At 58.3% G+C, this 16,714-nt stretch carries 14 protein-coding genes; 5 read left to right on the top strand and 9 right to left on the bottom strand.

Annotation, left to right across the window (positions count from 1 at the left end; all coding sequences use genetic code 11):
• The first annotated feature begins 176 nt into the window (after window positions 1-176).
• Together M1617_01675 and M1617_01670 are read left to right on the top strand one after the other, a co-directional pair.
• Window positions 177-1,070: a glycosyltransferase gene (locus M1617_01675; GenBank protein ID MCL5887002.1), complete on the top strand. Its 894-nt coding sequence runs from the start codon at window positions 177-179 to the stop codon at window positions 1,068-1,070.
• Window positions 1,067-2,191 carry a glycosyltransferase family 4 protein gene (locus tag M1617_01670; protein MCL5887001.1) on the top strand — a complete coding sequence of 375 codons (1,125 nt, stop codon included), beginning with the start codon at window positions 1,067-1,069 and terminating at the stop codon, window positions 2,189-2,191. Before M1617_01675 ends, M1617_01670 begins: the two co-directional genes overlap by 4 nt.
• Here M1617_01670 and M1617_01665 read toward each other — a convergent pair.
• Window positions 2,188-3,399: a glycosyltransferase gene (locus M1617_01665; GenBank protein ID MCL5887000.1), complete on the bottom strand. Its 1,212-nt coding sequence runs from the start codon at window positions 3,397-3,399 to the stop codon at window positions 2,188-2,190. The genes M1617_01670 and M1617_01665 overlap by 4 nt on opposite strands.
• Before the next feature lie 118 nt (window positions 3,400-3,517).
• On the opposite strand from M1617_01665, the gene M1617_01660 reads away from it, so the two are divergent.
• Window positions 3,518-5,371 (top strand): ABC transporter ATP-binding protein/permease, encoded by a 1,854-nt coding sequence (locus M1617_01660; protein ID MCL5886999.1) that lies wholly within the window; start codon window positions 3,518-3,520, stop codon window positions 5,369-5,371.
• A 410-nt stretch (window positions 5,372-5,781) separates the two neighbouring features.
• Here the strand turns inward: M1617_01660 and M1617_01655 are convergent, their stop codons facing one another.
• Both M1617_01655 and M1617_01650 read right to left on the bottom strand, forming a co-directional pair.
• Window positions 5,782-6,918: a glycosyltransferase family 2 protein gene (locus M1617_01655; GenBank protein MCL5886998.1), complete on the bottom strand. Its 1,137-nt coding sequence runs from the start codon at window positions 6,916-6,918 to the stop codon at window positions 5,782-5,784.
• A 211-nt stretch (window positions 6,919-7,129) separates the two neighbouring features.
• Window positions 7,130-8,086, bottom strand: coding sequence for a glycosyltransferase family 2 protein (locus tag M1617_01650; GenBank protein MCL5886997.1), 957 nt, complete (start codon window positions 8,084-8,086; stop codon window positions 7,130-7,132).
• A gap of 699 nt (window positions 8,087-8,785) precedes the next feature.
• Between M1617_01650 and M1617_01645 the strand changes: the two genes are divergently transcribed.
• Both M1617_01645 and M1617_01640 read left to right on the top strand, forming a co-directional pair.
• Window positions 8,786-9,325 (top strand): glycosyltransferase family 10, encoded by a 540-nt coding sequence (locus tag M1617_01645; GenBank protein MCL5886996.1) that lies wholly within the window; start codon window positions 8,786-8,788, stop codon window positions 9,323-9,325.
• Window positions 9,313-10,290, top strand: coding sequence for a glycosyltransferase (locus M1617_01640; GenBank protein ID MCL5886995.1), 978 nt, complete (start codon window positions 9,313-9,315; stop codon window positions 10,288-10,290). The genes M1617_01645 and M1617_01640 overlap by 13 nt, the downstream gene beginning before the upstream one ends.
• A 3-nt stretch (window positions 10,291-10,293) precedes the next feature.
• On the opposite strand, the gene M1617_01635 is transcribed toward M1617_01640, so the two are convergent.
• The 6 genes from M1617_01635 to M1617_01610 form a co-directional block, all read right to left on the bottom strand.
• Window positions 10,294-11,235, bottom strand: coding sequence for an NAD(P)-dependent oxidoreductase (locus M1617_01635; GenBank protein MCL5886994.1), 942 nt, complete (start codon window positions 11,233-11,235; stop codon window positions 10,294-10,296).
• Window positions 11,232-12,287 carry an NAD-dependent epimerase/dehydratase family protein gene (locus M1617_01630; protein ID MCL5886993.1) on the bottom strand — a complete coding sequence of 352 codons (1,056 nt, stop codon included), beginning with the start codon at window positions 12,285-12,287 and terminating at the stop codon, window positions 11,232-11,234. Before M1617_01630 ends, M1617_01635 begins: the two co-directional genes overlap by 4 nt.
• On the bottom strand, window positions 12,287-13,294 hold the full coding sequence (gene dmpG, locus M1617_01625; GenBank protein ID MCL5886992.1) for a 4-hydroxy-2-oxovalerate aldolase: 1,008 nt from the start codon (window positions 13,292-13,294) through the stop codon (window positions 12,287-12,289). The genes M1617_01630 and dmpG overlap by 1 nt, the downstream gene beginning before the upstream one ends.
• Window positions 13,295-13,296: 2 nt before the next feature.
• A complete protein-coding gene (locus M1617_01620; GenBank protein MCL5886991.1) occupies window positions 13,297-14,193 on the bottom strand; it encodes an acetaldehyde dehydrogenase (acetylating) in 897 nt (298 codons plus the stop codon).
• On the bottom strand, window positions 14,190-15,995 hold the full coding sequence (locus tag M1617_01615) for a thiamine pyrophosphate-binding protein (GenBank protein MCL5886990.1): 1,806 nt from the start codon (window positions 15,993-15,995) through the stop codon (window positions 14,190-14,192). Before M1617_01615 ends, M1617_01620 begins: the two co-directional genes overlap by 4 nt.
• Window positions 15,992-16,714 (bottom strand): aldolase/citrate lyase family protein (locus M1617_01610; GenBank protein ID MCL5886989.1); only part of this gene is annotated, 723 nt, incomplete at its 5' end. The genes M1617_01610 and M1617_01615, both read right to left, overlap by 4 nt.

Genomic DNA, 16,714 nt, shown 5'->3' with positions numbered 1-16,714 from the left:
AGGTGGCCGATTCTCGAGAGTGCCACCCTGCTAAAGAGGCACGATTGCTCCCGAATAGCGCCATCTGTAAACTACTTTCGTGCTGTTGGAGCACTGGACTTCGAGACGACCGGAGTCCGCAGACCAGGGGCGTCTGCTTGGACGCCTCCTCAAGCAGAGAAAGAGTAACTGCGCGCATGAGTGATTCCTGCGAATCCTTCAAGGCCCATGACAATCCTCGTTTCTCCATCCTCGTGCCAGCCTACAATGCCGAGGCAACACTTGCCGAGACAGTTGCTTCCGTACGTAAGCAGACCTTCGATGACTGGGAGCTTGTGATCGTCGACGACGGCTCAGCGGACTCTACGTTCTCTCTCGCCAGCGACACCTCGGTGTCTGACGCTCGAATCAGAGTGATACACCAAGCCAACCGAGGTACAGGGGGAGCCTACAACACGGCGGTTCGAGAGGCACGGGCCGACCTTCTGGTAATGCTCTCCGCCGACGACCTGCTCTTGCCTGATCATCTTGCAGCCATGGATGAGCACATCCGCTCCAACCCTGAAGCCTCAGTGTTCACCTGCGACGGATACTTCCAGTATGAAGACGGGCGACGGACGCTTCAGGATCTCGACGACCGCTGGAGGGACTCGGGTGCGGCCACTCTCGTTGACCTGTGTTCGGCCTGTTTCTTCGGCATTGGGGCAGTGTTCAAGCGGGAGGTATTCGATTCGGTCGGGGGATTTTGTGAGAACCTGTACGCCGAGGACTACCGATTCTGGCTCCTCGCGTTGGCCCATGGCTATCGTCATAACTATCTTGATGTGCCCCTTTCGGTGCATCGGCGCTCTTCTACCCAGAAATCCGCACATGCCGTCCTGATGCGTCAGGCCGACATAGCTGCACTACGAGAGATCATCGCTTCAGGGCTTCTGTCCCCAGAGTCCCTTGAAGCTGCGCAAAGAAGCATCAGTCGCCATCTGCGTGTCATACGAGTTCGCACCATGCTCTCGCTGATGCTAGGAGAGCATCTTGCCGCTCGCATCATTGCCGCGGCTCGGGGCGGCTACGCGAGGGGGCGGAGGCAGTGAGGCGCCGTATCGTGTTCGTAGACGACTATCGCCCGGCGAACATAGGAGGCGGGGAACGACATCTGCTACGCATCGCTCGCGGATGCAGGGAGGCTGGATGGCTAACCAGCATCGTCTGCGCTCCGGGTTCAGGTCTCGAGGCTCATGCGCGTCAGGATGGGCATGAGGTGTGGCCAGTCCACACAGGGCGCATGGTTATTCGTGATCGACAGGCCCTGTCCGCACTGTTCGCTCGCCTGTCCCCCGACATAGTACATTCGCACGGGTTCTATGCGACGCTGATTGCTGCCAGTGCTGCTAGGCAAGCCGAAGTTGCACATATTCTCTCGACGGTGCACAACATGCCGAGCGCACCGCTCCACCTGCACCCGAATGCGAGAGGCCGACTCGAGCTCAGTCTTCGGAACGCATTGTTCCGACGCATAGCTCAGAGCGTCGACCGGTTCGTAGGTGTCGTGCCGGCGGTAAGAGACGAGTTGCTAACGATCGGTTTGGACCCGGACAAGCTGGTCGTTATTGAAAACGGCATCCCTGACCCGGCCATTGATGTTAGGCCTGTTGCTGTTCCCGCAAAGAGCGGGGTGATACGCGTGGGTTCGGTCGGTCGCTTCGAGCGGCTCAAGAGTTACGAGCACTTCATCTCGGCAGCGGCCATCGTCGCGAGCGAGCGGGACGACACCGAGTTTCGCCTCATCGGCGACGGCTCGCTACGCGAATCGCTCATGACTCAAGCCGAGCGACTGCACCTTCGTGACCGAATTGTGTTCGCCGGGTGGTCTGAGGATCCTATCAGCGAGATTGCCGCAATGGACATCTATGTTGTCTCCTCGGTAACGGAGACGACGAATCTTACTGTGCTGGAGGCCATGGGCCTTAGTCGTCCGGTCGTCGCGACCGATGTAGGCGGAATCGCTGATGCCGTTACGGATGGGGTGGGCGGCTACATCGTACCCCCCCGGCGCGAGGATCTCCTTGCGAGGCGCATCTGTGAGTTGGCGGCGGATGCCGCACTGAGAGAATCGATGGGCGCAGCGGGACGACGCAGGTTCGAGGAGAGTTACACCGAGGAACGCATGATTACAAGGCACCTGGATCTCTACGATCAGCTCGCCGGGGCTTAGGCTCGAGAGCGGGCCTGCGGCCCAAGGACTCCTTCGTACACCTCGAGGGCTTGCCCGACGACCGCCTGCGCGGAAAACCGCTCGCGGGCGTATCGCTCAAGCGCAGCCGGGTCGAACTGCGAGTGATTATCGAGCATCCACTCCATGCCGTAAAGGAGCGCATCGACGCTACCCTTGTCGATAAGCAGTCCCACTTCGGGCGTGATGAAGCCCTCGGGTCCGCCGCAACGCGTCGCGACGACCGGGCGGCCGCACATGAGCGCTTCCGCTGCCGCTACCGAGAACGTCTCCTGCGTGCTGCTCACGACCGCGAAGGCTGCACACTGTAGAATCTTGCGGACTTCATGGGGCGACTTGCTGCCGACGAACTCGACGTGGTCCTCCCCCAACCCCAGTGAGGCCGCCTTGCACTGAAGCTCCTCGCGCAGTTCGCCATCGCCCACCATGACGAGGCGGAAGTCGCTGCGACGGTCCGCCAGTTGGCCGCAAGCCTCCAGGAGACCCGCGATGTTCTTCTCGGGACCCATAACCGAGGCGTGCACGATTAGATGCGGCTGTCCGGCGATGGGTCTATGCGGGCGTGGCTGCGGGGGGCACTCTGGAACGACGTTAGGGATCACCATCGGATCGACCGCCAGCCCTAGCTCGGCGAGCCTGTCTGCAAGCACGCGGCTCACGGCGATCGTCCTTGCGGCACGCAGGGCCAGCGGGCGGAGCACCCGCTCCACGAACACGCGGGATTTGGCGAGCTTTCGCGGGCTGTCGGCGAAATACTCCGACGAGTGCTCCGTCACCACGTACGGGATGCCATGGCGCCGTTGGATCACCGAGGCCACCGCCGAAGCCGGCCACAGCCCGTGCACGTGGATGATGTCCGGCACCCGCCTGGATTGGACGAGCAGGTCGAAGGCGCGAAGCCCGAGCCGCGGGTGTGCCAGGAGATTCAGGTAGAGGTCGACGAGGTACGCCAAGAAGCGCATCGGCCCCTGCCGAGGGATTCGATGCCACTTGGTGGTTGCGCGGACCACGGTGATTCCGTCTTCGACGACGATCGTAGGGAGTGCAGCAGCCATTGCGGGAGTCACATGCAACACCGCCACATCGCAATGCTCGCTCAGCGTCTGCACTTGTTGGCGCACGAAAATACCAGCGATCGGCCGCTCATCGCTGGGGTAATAGCTTGGGATGATCAGTACGAACCTGCGCATCGGTCAATGATATCATCACGAGGACCGATGGATTCCTGCTCGTGCGCCTAGGGGCCTCAATCTGCATACGTTATACTTGCTTGCGGCTCTGGCTATCCATAGCGATCGAGGAATACCCTTGTTCTTCAAACTAGTTCACTATGCAAGCGAATATCTGCGCATCAACGCAATTCGCCGGATGCTCGGTGCAGTCGACGTGCGAACCAGCGAGATTACTCTTCTAGTAGCGCTGGCAGCGGTCTTCGCGGTCTTCGAGGGTCTCGGAATCTCCCTGCTCCTCCCAATCCTTCAGTACGCTGAAAGCGGCCAGACAGCGATCACCGCAACGGGCGGGGGCGTGTGGGCAGGACTGCATGGGTTCATGGAGTTCGTCGGTCTGCCAGTCATCCTCCCGATCCTCCTAATCATGGCGTTTGTGCCCATTTTGATGAGGCAGCTAGTCTTCTATCTGAACACTTGGTACTCGGCGGTAGTCGCGGGCAGAATCGGCGTACGGATTCGGATGAAGGCGCTCGACGCGGTACTCGATGCCGACCCGGAGTTCTTCACGCGGCAATCCGCTGGACATCTCGTTGGAATCGTCGTCACACAGACGGTCATGGCTGGTCACGCTATCATCGCGGTCATCCGGCAACTTTCAATCACCTTCCTTATGCTGCTCTACATCGTGATTCTGCTCGCCCTTTCGGTTCCTCTGACGATGATAACGCTGGTCTTCGCGGTTCTAGTCTCCATCGTTGTCAAGTCCTATATCCGAAAGATTCGCGACTTCGGTGTTGAGGCAGCCGAGGTGACCCAGGAGATGATCGCCAAGATTGTTGAGCGCATCGGGATGATGCGCCTTGTGAAGCTCCGCCACCAGAAGCAGAGCGAGTCCAAGCGCATCGAAGAATACTCAGAGAAGATGCGCGCAATCAGCGTCAAGCAGGCCAGGCTCGGCGCGATGATCGAGGTGACCGCCGACCCGCTGCTCATGCTCTCGGCTTTCGCGACCCTGTACATCGGCATCGACGTTCTCGGTATGACACTCGCCCAGCTCGGCCTCCTGCTCTTCGTGCTCAACCGCCTGAACGCCAAGGTCAAGGAATTCAACGCAGGCCGCCAGGCCATCTCTATGCAAATGGCGGGACTACTGCTCGTGCAAGAGGCGATTTCAGACGCCAAAATATCCAACACCATCCGCGGTGGGGAGATTCCGTTCGAGGGACTTTCCCATGACATGGTGCTTTCTGACGTATCCTTCGCCTATCCCGAGGTACGATCGGAAGACGGCTTGGTGGAATCGGCAGAAAAAGAAGTCCTTCGCGACATCTCACTGACTATTCCTGCCGGCTCTTTCACAGCAATAGTGGGCCGGTCGGGAGTTGGAAAATCCACACTCGTAGAGCTATTTCCGCGCCTGCGAGATGTGACTACCGGCAACATCACAATAGACGGGACCGATATTCGTCAATTCCAACTCGGTTCGCTTAGACGGGGCATCGGGTACCTTACACAGGATGCAATGCTTTTCAACGACTCGGTCCGCGAGAACCTGACCTACGGCCTGGGTTTCAATCCCACTGATGAACAGCTACGCACCGCACTCGAACAGGCATACGCGACGTTCGTCTACAACTTGCCTTCGGGCACTGAGACCAGACTTGGGGACCGCGGCATTCGGCTCTCGGGCGGCGAGAGGCAACGCATCGCGCTCGCCCGCGTACTCCTCAGCAACTGCTCAGTGCTCATCCTCGACGAGCCGACAAGCGCCCTTGACTCCGAGTCTGAAGCATACATCCAGAGGGCCCTTGCCGAACTGCGCGGTAAAAAGACAATCATTGTGATAGCACACAGGTTAGCCACCGTGATCAAAGCCGATCAACTGCTCGTCATGGAAGACGGGCGGATCGTTGAGCGCGGAACGCACGAGGAGCTGATGACCTGTGGCGCGACGTACCAGCGACTGTTCGAGACGCAGCTACTGGGATAAACGTCAGGTGAGCAGAGTATCTCAACTGAGAACATCAGGCCGCCGGAGCGAACCATGATAAACCAGTGGGGTCTAAGCGGACTGTACCATTCGTCTGTGAGATTGTATGGCTCTTTTTTTACGCGCCTCAAATACCCATCCAGTCCAACCGTGACAAGAGGCATCTGTATGCGTGGGGCGAGTGGGTGGGGGCCCTTGTGTCAGTCGAGAGTCGCCGCCAGGGCATATACGGAATCCGACGAGTCGAGCAGGTCCTTCTCGCGCAGAGCGCTCCACCGAGCGTGCCCCCCTCGCTCAAATCAAGACTCTGAGGGCAGAGCAGGACGAATCCTCCCGTTGTCAAAGGCGCCCTCGATGCTGGACTTTCTTGGATTGTGCATCGACAAGAACTCACCTGTCCATTATCTCACCTATAATAGTTTCGCATAATGGCCGAACTGTTTCTGTAGATTCCCGGCATCGCCAACTTCTTTCATCCACCACCTGTCTCTAAACCTTCGATAGATGGTGCGCAACAGCTTGCGACAGGAAAGTATAAAACGTGCTAGATAATAAATTGGGGGCAAATACTCAAAGGCCCTACCCATGATGACAAGCAAAAGTGCCCGCCATCTAAGACGGAAGTAGCTCCGAAGGACTCCAGCAGTACTATAAGTTTCCCCGAAGTTCTTTCGTTTGATGGATTCAACCCCAATACGAAACAGTATTCTGCTAAGCTCCTCTCTCAACACACATTCGACCCGTATTCTTAATTCAAATGGAATTCTTTCATCTTCCGTCAGGTTACGAATCATTTTGAGCCAGCCGGGCCAGAAAAAATCGAAGCCCATCGATGTGGCAGTATGAGATGACGGGCGCGCCACCCAAATACCACATGGCTTGTTCGTAATCACAATGGGAAACCGGGCGGCAATCCGCAACTCAAAATCATAATCTGCTGGAGGTCCCACATCCGCATCAAGAGTCCCAACTTTTTCAATTGCTTCTTTGCGGAACAGGACACTAGTCCATGTAGGAACCCCTCTTTCCAACATTTGGAGAAGGCCGTCCGGGGGGGCGAAATACCCCTCCCTCTCCCAAGAAGCCAAACTGGCACTCAAGACATGTCCTTCTTCAGTCATATTGATAGTAGTCCCTGCAGAAAAAAGCGCGTCTGGAAAGTCTTTGAACCCCCTCAGGGTGATTTCATAAAAATCAGGCAGAACGAGATCATCGTCAGAGAGGAGGGAGAAAAACGGCGTATCGACATGCTCCAGTCCATAATTATAATTCTTCAAACCCCCTATATTCTCAGCATGGCAGTGATATTTGACACGGGGATCCTTCTTTGCATATTCAGCAACGACCTCTGCCGTTTCATCACCTGAGGCATTGTCGTAGATGCGCACCTGAAAATGTGGATAGGTTTGACTTAGTACACTCTCTATGGCCCGCCGAAGAAGTTCAGGCCTACGGTATGTTGGAATAATTGTTGTTATTAGGGGCTTGGAAGCGTCATCGCTATCTGGCATCCCCATGCTGACTATTGGCATCTGGTTGTTCTGCATATCCTTATTCTATCCCACATGACACCTTTCGAGTGCCAAGATTTCTATTGAGTGCTGAGGCGCTACCGTACGCTCAAGAGAAACCGTTCCCCGCAACTCACTACCACGGGTTCGCCCCTAATCACGTCTTGGACATCGAGTAGTCTGGTTCACATCCACCAGGATGCTATCTCAAATTGACTGCATGTTCTCACGTCCTGAAAAGCACTGGTCAATCGATTGATTCCCGTACCTGCGACCGCAGGAAACGCTTGAATCTGTCGGGAAGGATCCTGTGCGCCAATGTGATCAGATGTGGTCTGATGCGGCCGAAAAGCGCATGTTCGACCCGGAGCACTGCAAGCCAAACCAGCGCCCTAATCCCTCCGTATCGCCTTAAGTGAGCAAGCGTGCCAACGTAAAGGCCCGGATACGATTGACGATGCCGAAAGAACCCTCGGCCTTGTTCCTTGACCCATTTCCACGCAAACCTCCTTGCCTGCGCCTTTGGCAACAGCGGCATCAGCTGAGGCATCCCAAGGTACGAAAGTGAATAGTCTCCGGGCTCCTCGGCACCAAAGCAATGGAAAGCGGAATACACCGCTTGGTTCGGCAACGAGCGATAATTCAAGCGGCCGTGTCGCCTTAACGTCGCCAGAAGAACCCCAAGGTGAGGAAAGCCGGTATTATGGTACAGAAATGCGTGACTTGCCTGCGGAACGAAGACTGACGCCCTGTAGATCATGTTTCCGATGAGCCCGGACCCCTTCACACCAGCCCAGGCGTGTTTCCACTCATGAACTACATCCGTGACTTCGTCAACACCGGGAGTGAGCACGATTGCATCGGCTTGCCCCCCGGATCCGAACTGAGCGATATAGCTCAGTGCCCTTGGGTCCAGCTCGTCATCGTCTCCGAGTACCCAAAGATGTTCGTCCAAATCAGCAAATAGGAAACCGAGGGCGATATTGGCGTTACCCCCGAGATTGGCGGGGTTTCGCCTGACCTCGACATCGAACCTCTTCGCGTATGAGGCGAGATCGTCATCGGAGATCAATGGGGAAGCATTATCGCTTACGAGGACGCGAAGTTTACCCGGCCAGTCGGCGCGTTGCGCCTCGATAGACGCAAGTTGCCGTATCAAAGCATTCGGACGATTGTAGGTCGGAATGTAAATGAACAGGTTCATGTCTTTGTCCTTCTATGCAGCCTCTCGACATTCCTGTTTTGTTTACTTAGCATGATGCAACATCATTTCACTGGATCAGACTAGGCCGACATGTCCACACGGTACAGCAACTTAGTAGTATATGACATTGATTTCCCACAGTTCCTGGACAATCGCATCCTCAACTACGAATCGATGAAGCAGTATCCGGGCGCCGGAGCAATCTCCCTCTTGGCGAAGCGTCTCAAAGAAGCGGACGTCGGGATGGTCACGGCCGACCGATATCTGCAAGAGACCGCGAGTCAGGGTAGATCCATTGTGCTCAGCAACGAGCAGACTAAGTTCACCTCAGCGCTTCTCGATGATCGGGGCCTGCGTGGATCTGTTTGCTTGAGCGGGGAATCGCCTGTCGTGGCATGGAAGTTCTACTCCAATCTACCCCAGATCGCAAAGAGGTACGACAACCTAGTCCTATTCCCAGGCGCGCGTTCGATGACCGGAGGTGCTTCTAGCTTCCATGACTTCTTTTGGCCATGCCCTGACCTTCGTCCACTCGATGGCCCGCCCTGGCAGGAACGAGGGTTCCTGACCCTTGTCAGCAGCAACAAACGAGCGTTCAGTTGGCCTCAGCCACTGTTCGAACCCATGCACCCGAAGGTATCTTTGGGAAGGTTGTATCGAACGCTAGAAGCGCGAAGCGCTAGGAGAAGACATCGCTGGATGGAGCACGATCTCTATGTCGAACGGCTTGCCGCCATACGACATTTCGGAGCGACTGACGGATTCGACCTCTTTGGCCGAGGATGGCATGAACCCGTTTCCGGTGCAGATGCCTTAACCAAGCATTCGATTGCCGGATCGTATCGCGGGCCGCTTCCTTCTGACGGCAAGATCACGACCTTGACCGGCTACCGGTTCACACTCTGCTTCGAGAACACGATCTTTCCGGGCTACATCACCGAGAAGATATTCGACTGTCTGCTTGCAGGAACCATCCCCATCTATCTCGGTGCGCCAGACATCACCGATTACCTACCGCCCGAGGCTTTCGTCGATTTCCGTGACTTCAGCGATATGGCTTCGCTCGAAGACTACCTTAGAGTCATGCCCGCGGAAGATGCGCATGCCAGGATCGAGGCGGGAAGAAGCTTCCTTCACTCTCGACCGGCTACGCGCTTTACAGAATCGGCTCAAGTCGAACTTCTGAGCGGTCTCTTGCTCGATTCGTTTGCGAAAGCGGACTCAAGATGGAACGCCTGACCGTAGTGATACCCACATATAACCGGCCCTGCTACCTTCGCGACTGTCTTCACAGCGTCGCGTCCCAGACACTCCGTGACTTCAAAGTGGTGGTGCTCGATAATGCCAGCACCGAGGATTACGGCCCGGTTCTCGAGAAGTTCGAGGCTTTGGACATCGAATACCACCGGAATCCTGAGAACATCGGAGCGATAGGGAACAACGACAAGGCCCGGGAGATCGGCTCCAGATCCACCTACCATGTGATTTTTCACGATGACGACCTGATGCACCCTGAGATGCTAAGGTGCCAGTTAGAAGCACTCGACAAGATGCGGAATCTCCAATGGGTGGCCACGGAGTGCGCTGCCTTTACTTCGGACAGCATGCCCGATTTCAGCGAGGCGTCCGTCGGAGGACTCGACCTGGAAGTTTACGAAGACCCCGCAGCGCTGGTTCGGGTCCTACTGGCAAACGTCCCGCTCAATTTCGGTTCGGTGATGTTTCGCAGCCAGCAGGCCCCGCAGCCCATCAGGGGTGATGAGTTTCAAATCGTTGCAGACAGGATCCTTCTGACCGACCTGGCGGCACTCGGCCCTGTCGCTCTCATCCGCGAACCACTGGTCTTGTATAGGCACCACGAAGGCCAGGACTCCCACAACCCAGTCTTCAGAGAGCACCATGCGCTTTCCCTGATGAAGTATTACCGCGACGCTCTTCCAGCTCCGCTATCGGCTAGAGACGAATCGCTTCTCCTGAAACACGGCACGAACTACCTGCTGCATGCGCGCTCTGTCATCGGGCCTTCAAATCGCAAGCCTCTGAGTTCATTGATAGGCGATGCCCGCCGAGAAGGGCTCTTCCGCTGGCGAGCAATCGATGGGCAGGGTGTGGCGGCGATAGCGCGACTGGCCGGACTCGAAGGTCCTTACAGTGCGATACGACCCGTGCTGGGGCGCGTCAGGCGGCTCGTTCAGAGAGCCTGAGCCTCATCCTCGAGCGAGCAATGCTTCTGTCTCGTCGCAGAGCGTTTCGATAGATGTGCGCGAGGGACTGTACCCGATCGTTTCGGCCCGACGATTGAGCGAGTAGTAGTTGGGCTTCAGCCCCGTCGCTCCCTGAGGTGATGCAGCGCCTACGATCTCGTACTCAAGACCGTAACGTTCAGAGAAGTGGTCCAATACCTCAAACTTGGCGACGGGCGCAGCACTGTAGAGGTCGAACACCTGGTTTCGGGGCCCTGAGTCGATTACTGCTGCAACGAAAGCTGCCATATCTTGCGGGGCGATGTAGTCGCGTACGATGTCTTCCGGACCAACTTGTAGGGGCGCCTTGTCCATGGTCGCGCGAAGCACGTCACACATCAGGAAGTTGGTGCTGACATCGATGTGGCGCGAGAACAAGCCAAACAGACGAAGATCGACGATGGCGAGGTCAGCGGCGGCGCGATGCCTCGCCTCGGAAGCCAGTTTGGCGAGGCCGTAATAGTCCTTCGGGGTGACGTGATTCAGCGGTACGACGGCCGACGTATTCTCCGTCGCGGGTTCGGCAAAGTCCCCGCAATACGCAGCACCGCTGCTGAAGCTCACGCATTGCGTGTCCGGATGTGCTTCAAGATAGTCCATGACAACACCGTCGAACCGCTCAGTCAGGTCGAAGATACCCGATCCGCATACAGTAACCCCGCTTGGAGTTCCGATACCAACGCAGTTGACGATCGCCCCATAGCCGACTCGAGGGAACTCATCGAACGATGCCACCTGGCATCTTGCCCCATTCGGCAGTGAATCCAAGAACTGCTTGAAGCGGACAGTGTCCCTCACGACTGCTGTAATTTCTCGACCGCCGACCGAAAGAAATGTGTCAATCAGACACTTCCCGACATGGCCTGTAGCGCCGAGGATTGCAATACTGTCCCGGCTGCTGCTCATGCTAACCCGCCCGTCGCTCGATGCCACGCGATAGTCCGTTCTATGGCGCGTTCAATGCCGACAGTCATCGTTAGCCCGAGCTCAGACTTTGCCCGGAACACATCGGGCACAAATCGCGTCAACTGCGGTTCGCCTACCTGCCGACAAAGTACAGACGAGGTGCCAGGGACACCGTCCGCGATGCGATTGGCAAGTTCGCGAAGTGTAATGCCCTCCGGGCTGCCGACGTTGTATGCGGTTCCGGGGGTGCCCTCGGCGAGCATGACCAGGAGCCAGTACGCCATGTCACTGGGGTACATGTAACTCCGCACCGTGTCTGCGTCGCCTAAGATTCGAATCGGCACGCCCAGAAGCGCATCGCGCAAGAAGTTGTTCACTGCCCAAGGCTTATCCAGGGCCTGATGCGGACCCATGAATGCGAATGGGCGCGCAATGACAACCGGCAGCTTCTGCGTGCTCCTCCAGGCGGCTGTCTCAGCCTCCGCGAAACGCTTCGCCTCGGCATAGATGGAGGAAATCGAGTCTGGCCGTGGCCCGCCGACGAATGTCTCTGGAACTCGTTCGAGATCGAGCGGCTGAGGCCCGTATACTAGGCCGGAACTGACGCTCAGAACCTTGCGAAGCACACTGCTTCTAGCCGCCGCTTGGAACACCGTTGATGCACCGTGTGCAATGACACTCATGGTGCGAAGCGGGTCCCGCGCATGCGTGCGGTTGTCTGGAGTCCCGGCAGCATGAATGATATAACTCACGCGGTCCGGCAGTGATGACAGATCTCGCACGTCCTGTTCGACCAGAATCAAATCCCTTCTCGCCGCCAGATGTGGCGCACGCGTCTCGAACGCCCTAGCGGCCGGGGAGAGGAGAATGAGCTCGATGTCATAATCGTGCGCGTCGTTCAGCCATGTGACCATCTCCGCAAGCCACGTACCCATGAAGCCAGTTCCGCCGGTAACAAGCACTCGTTGACTTCGAAGTACCTCCAGCGGCCTGATGTCCGTGATCGCAGCGGCACAATCCGCAGCGAGATCAGCAGCGACCTGCTCGTTCATCACGCTGGCCCCCCTGCAAGATCGCGGGCAATCTCGATGATGATGTCTTCCTGCCCGGCGACAACGCCACGACGCCCGAGTTCGAATAGCACATCGCGGGGGTCCACTCCGTACTGCTTCGCAATGCGGTCTACGGGCTTGGAGAAACCGGAGAATACGCCCGCCAGCCCACTCACGACACTAGCGGGCACCGCGTCCGGCAGAACTTGAACGAGCTCCCGTTCGCAGACCTCGGCGGCATCCAGCATCCGGTACAGGTCGATGCCAGTCTCGTAGCCCATCTTCCCGAGCACGGCGACCATCCCCTCGAGCTGGGCGTTGCCAGCTCCTGCACCAAAGCCGCGGGCAGCGCCATCGACGATGTACGCACCAGACTCCACTGCGGCAACCACATTGCCGATGGCCAGGCTGAGATTGTTGTGTGCGTGGAAACCAACGGGGACGGAGAGACCATCGGCCAGGTGACCGATCTTCTCCCTCACGTCGGTTGGCAGGTATGCACCTGCCGAGTCCATGAGAACGACGCCCTCCGCGCCGTACTGCTCCATCTTGCGTGCCTCTTCGAGCAGTACTTCCTTCGGTGCCATGTGACTCATCATGAGAACGCCGTACACCTCCTTACCGCTCTCGCGAGCGAAGGTGATGTGGCGCTCAGTGATGTCGGCCTCGGTGCAGTGCGACGCGACTCGGATCACGTCGACACCAGCCTCAATCGCCGGCCTCAAGTCTTTGTTGATCGTCGCGAAACCGGGGATGACGTGAATGCTGAGACGGGCGCACTTGAGAGCAGCTCGGACCGTGGCGAGCATCTCCGCATCCGTCATCAACGCCTCGCCCACTTGGAGCGACGACGCACCAATTCCATTGCCGTGGCCAACCTCGACGATCGCTACCCCGGCGGCATCGGCCGCAGTGGCATACACACTGAGCTGATGCCGGTTGAGCTGATGCGCCACGGCATGGTTACCGTCGCGAAGCGTGATATCGGTGACAAGAAGGCGTCCCATGATCACTCCTCTCCCCCGCGCGCTAGCGCGAGCTTGGCGTGCCCTTCGGCGACAGCGACCGCCGCACAGTTGATGATATCTAGGTTACCAGCATAGCTGGGGAGATAGTCGCCCAACCCCCGCACTCGCACCATCACCACTATACGACCGTTCTCAAGGGTGGGTGGCACAATGAGTTCATAACCGGGGACGTAGGTACGGATCCGCTCGACCATCGACTCAACTGCCGGACGGAGTGCATCCAGGTCGGGGTGCTCAGCCCTGGCGAAAACGGTCGCCTGCATGTCCACGGGGGGCAGCGCGGGATTAAGATTAAGGATCGCCTTGGCGCGTTCGCAGCCGGAAAACGCGAGTATTGCCCGCTCGGTGTTCTCGATGTACTCATCGATGTTGACGCGTGTGGCAGGACCAGCGCTGCGCGAGGCGATCTGCGAGACGACTTCGATGTATGGCACCTCGCTGTGAACCTGACCAATTACATGCGCGATAGGCACTGTTGCCTGTCCGCCACATGTCACCATGTTGACGTTGTTCAGCGCAAGTCCCTGTTCGAGATTGACGGCAGGAACGCACATCGCGCCCAGATTAGAGGGCGTGAGATCAATGACGATCTTGCCGAGCGCCCCAAGGATGGGCCCATGTCGCAAGTGACTGAGAGCCGACGTGGCGTCGAACACCAACTCGCATAGGTCCGGGTCATCGACAATCGCATCAATGCTCTTGTCAGAGACCGGCACCCCCATCGCCATAGCCCGGACAACACCCCTTGATGAGAGGCTCCTACCGATGAAAAGGACGCACTCCAAGAATTCGGATCGAACGACCTTGCTGAGAAGGTCGGAGCCTATGTTGCCGCTTCCGAGTATTGCGACTCGCAGCTTCCTTGCCGCCATTGTCAGTAGTCCCTGTCTTCCACGGGCGGGACTACCATGATGCGCTGCAAGTGACTCCGTTCGAGGAACGGATACATGTCCTCGAGTGGACGGGATACCATCGAGCCATCTTCGCGCTTCACTGAGGCGACTGTCGGGATGATCTCCTGCAGCTGCGGAGTCATGACCTCGCACACGGCAGGCCCACCTGTCGCCAGGGTCGAGAGGATCGCCGCATCAAGGTCGCTGGGGTTCTGGGAACGAAAGAATGGAATGCCGTATGCCCGGGCTATGAGCTCGAGATCCGGGCAGCTAACGCCGGAACGCGGACCCTCACCCAAATAGCGGCCCTCGAAGAAGCGATCCTGCGTCTGTCGTATGGACAGGTACCCGTTGTTGTTCAGCACGAAGAGCTTGACGGGGAGGTTGTTCGTGACCAGTGTCTGTAGCTCTTGGATGTTGAACTGAAGTGAGCCATCGCCCGTCACGCCCACAGTACGCGCGCCTGTTGCCGCCGATACGCCCGCACACGCCGGGAGTGTATAGCCCATGGTGGCCAGCGCTCCAGATACCACGTAACGCTGATCGCGCTTCAATCTGAGGCCTTGGGAGACGGCGTAGTATGCCGATCCCGCATCGGCCACAACCGTGTCCGTCGCATCCATCAACTGGCTCAGGCGCTCGACGAACCAGTAAATGTTGCTCGGCCCCTCTGCGGTACCGTATTCGGGCAAGCACACGGGGAATTCGGCCTTCCAGTTGCGGCACGTCTCCGCCCAGGAACCATTTCCAGCATGCCTCGAGTCTGCGACCTCGGCCAAGAACTCGCCCGCATCGGCGTTCACGAACAGGTCGACCTCGATCGTCTTCTTCCGGTGGGACGTCTCATCGATGTCGACGACGACCTTCTTGGCGACGCGGGCGAACAGTTCGTACTCGTAGCCGATGACCGCAACATGCAGACTCGTTCCGATCGCGATGAGCAGATCGGAGTTCTGCATCGCAAGGTTTCCCGCTCTTGTGCCCTTGATGCCGACACACCCTACGAGATTCGGATGGTCGTACTCGAGGGTGTCCACGGCGGGATGGGTGGTGACGACAGGGACTCCAGTTGCCTCGACCCACTCCCGGAGTTGGCCCAGCGCACCGGCGAGACGCACGCCCTGACCAGCGAGCACAATCGGTCGCTTGGCCTGCGCAAAGAGCCGCTTGAACTCCTCAATCTGGGGTGCGGGAAGCGCGGGCCGTGCGGGCTCTGCCCCGGACCCGTCCCACGCCTCAAGCACCGTCGGGTCGATGAGCGCTCCTTGGACGTCAAGCGGCACGTCGATCCACACCGGTCCAGGACGCCCACCGGTGGCGATTGCGACGGCCTTCTCGAGTTCGAATCGCACCCGCAACGGATCGTCGAGCATAACGGCGTACTTCGTGACCGATTCTACGATGGGCAGGATGTCTACCTCCTGCACTCCGTACTGACGAAGCCCCGCGATTCCCGAGAGGCGAACGGTCTCCTTGCGCTTCACCTGGCCGGCCACAAAGAGGCAAGGCACCGAATCCTGCCAAGCGCCTACCAGCCCGGTCAGCGCGTTCGTCGCACCCGGACCGGTGGTGAAGTAGCCGACGCCCAGCTTGCCCGTAGAGCGGGAGTAAGCCTCGAGCGCCATCGCGGCCGCCTGCTCGTGGTGCGTGCAAACCTTGCGTAGCTTCTCGTTGCGAGCCAGCGAATCTGTGAGGAACATGATTCCTCCGCCTGTGACGAGAAAGACGTCCTGCACCCCCAGGGTGTCGCTCACGTACGAAGTAATGTAGTCCGCAACCGTGATCATCGTGCGCCCCGATCCCGTCCCGCGGCCGCAAAGAATGCATCCTTGATCTCATGGTAGGGCTTGCCCAGCATCTCGCAGTCTACCGAGTAGGTCAGGTAGCGGATTCCTCGGTCCAACATCGCCTGCATCTGATCGGGGGTGTTCGCAATGGTTCCCGGAACCTTGCCCGCCGAAAGAATCGCGTCGATGCTTCGTTCGAGTTTGGCTACCACATCTGGATGGTCGACCTGACCTGGCAGGCCCATCGAGGTCGACAGGTCGTAGAGCCCCAAGAACACGATGTCGATACCGTCGATCTCAAGGAACGAACCAAGGCGCTCAACAGCCTCCACGCCCTCGATGTGGATACAAATGAGCGTGTTGGCGTTTGCCTGGGCCGTGACTCGTGTCGCGTTAATCGCTGAATAGCCGCCCGCGCGCGTGAACGGCGAGAATCCTCGACCCCCGGCTGGCGGGTACTTGGCGAGGTGGACGACCCGCCTGGCTTCATCTGCGCTCTTGACGTTAGGCACGTGAATCGCGTGCGCGCCGACGTCAAGAGCGCGCAGGATTTCGGCTTCGATAATCCCCCCGACTCTGATGACCGGCGAAACCCTGCGCGATTCGCAGGCGATTGACATCGCTTGGGCGGTCTCGGGACCGATGGGGCCATGCTCCCCATCAATAACGATGAAGTCGAGGCCGGCTGCGGCGATGACGTCGGCAGTGACGGTAGAGGG

Source organism: Actinomycetota bacterium (assembly GCA_023488435.1).
Classification (GTDB): Bacteria; Actinomycetota; Coriobacteriia; order Anaerosomatales; family UBA912; genus UBA912.
This window is presented reverse-complemented; position numbering and strand designations above follow the sequence as displayed.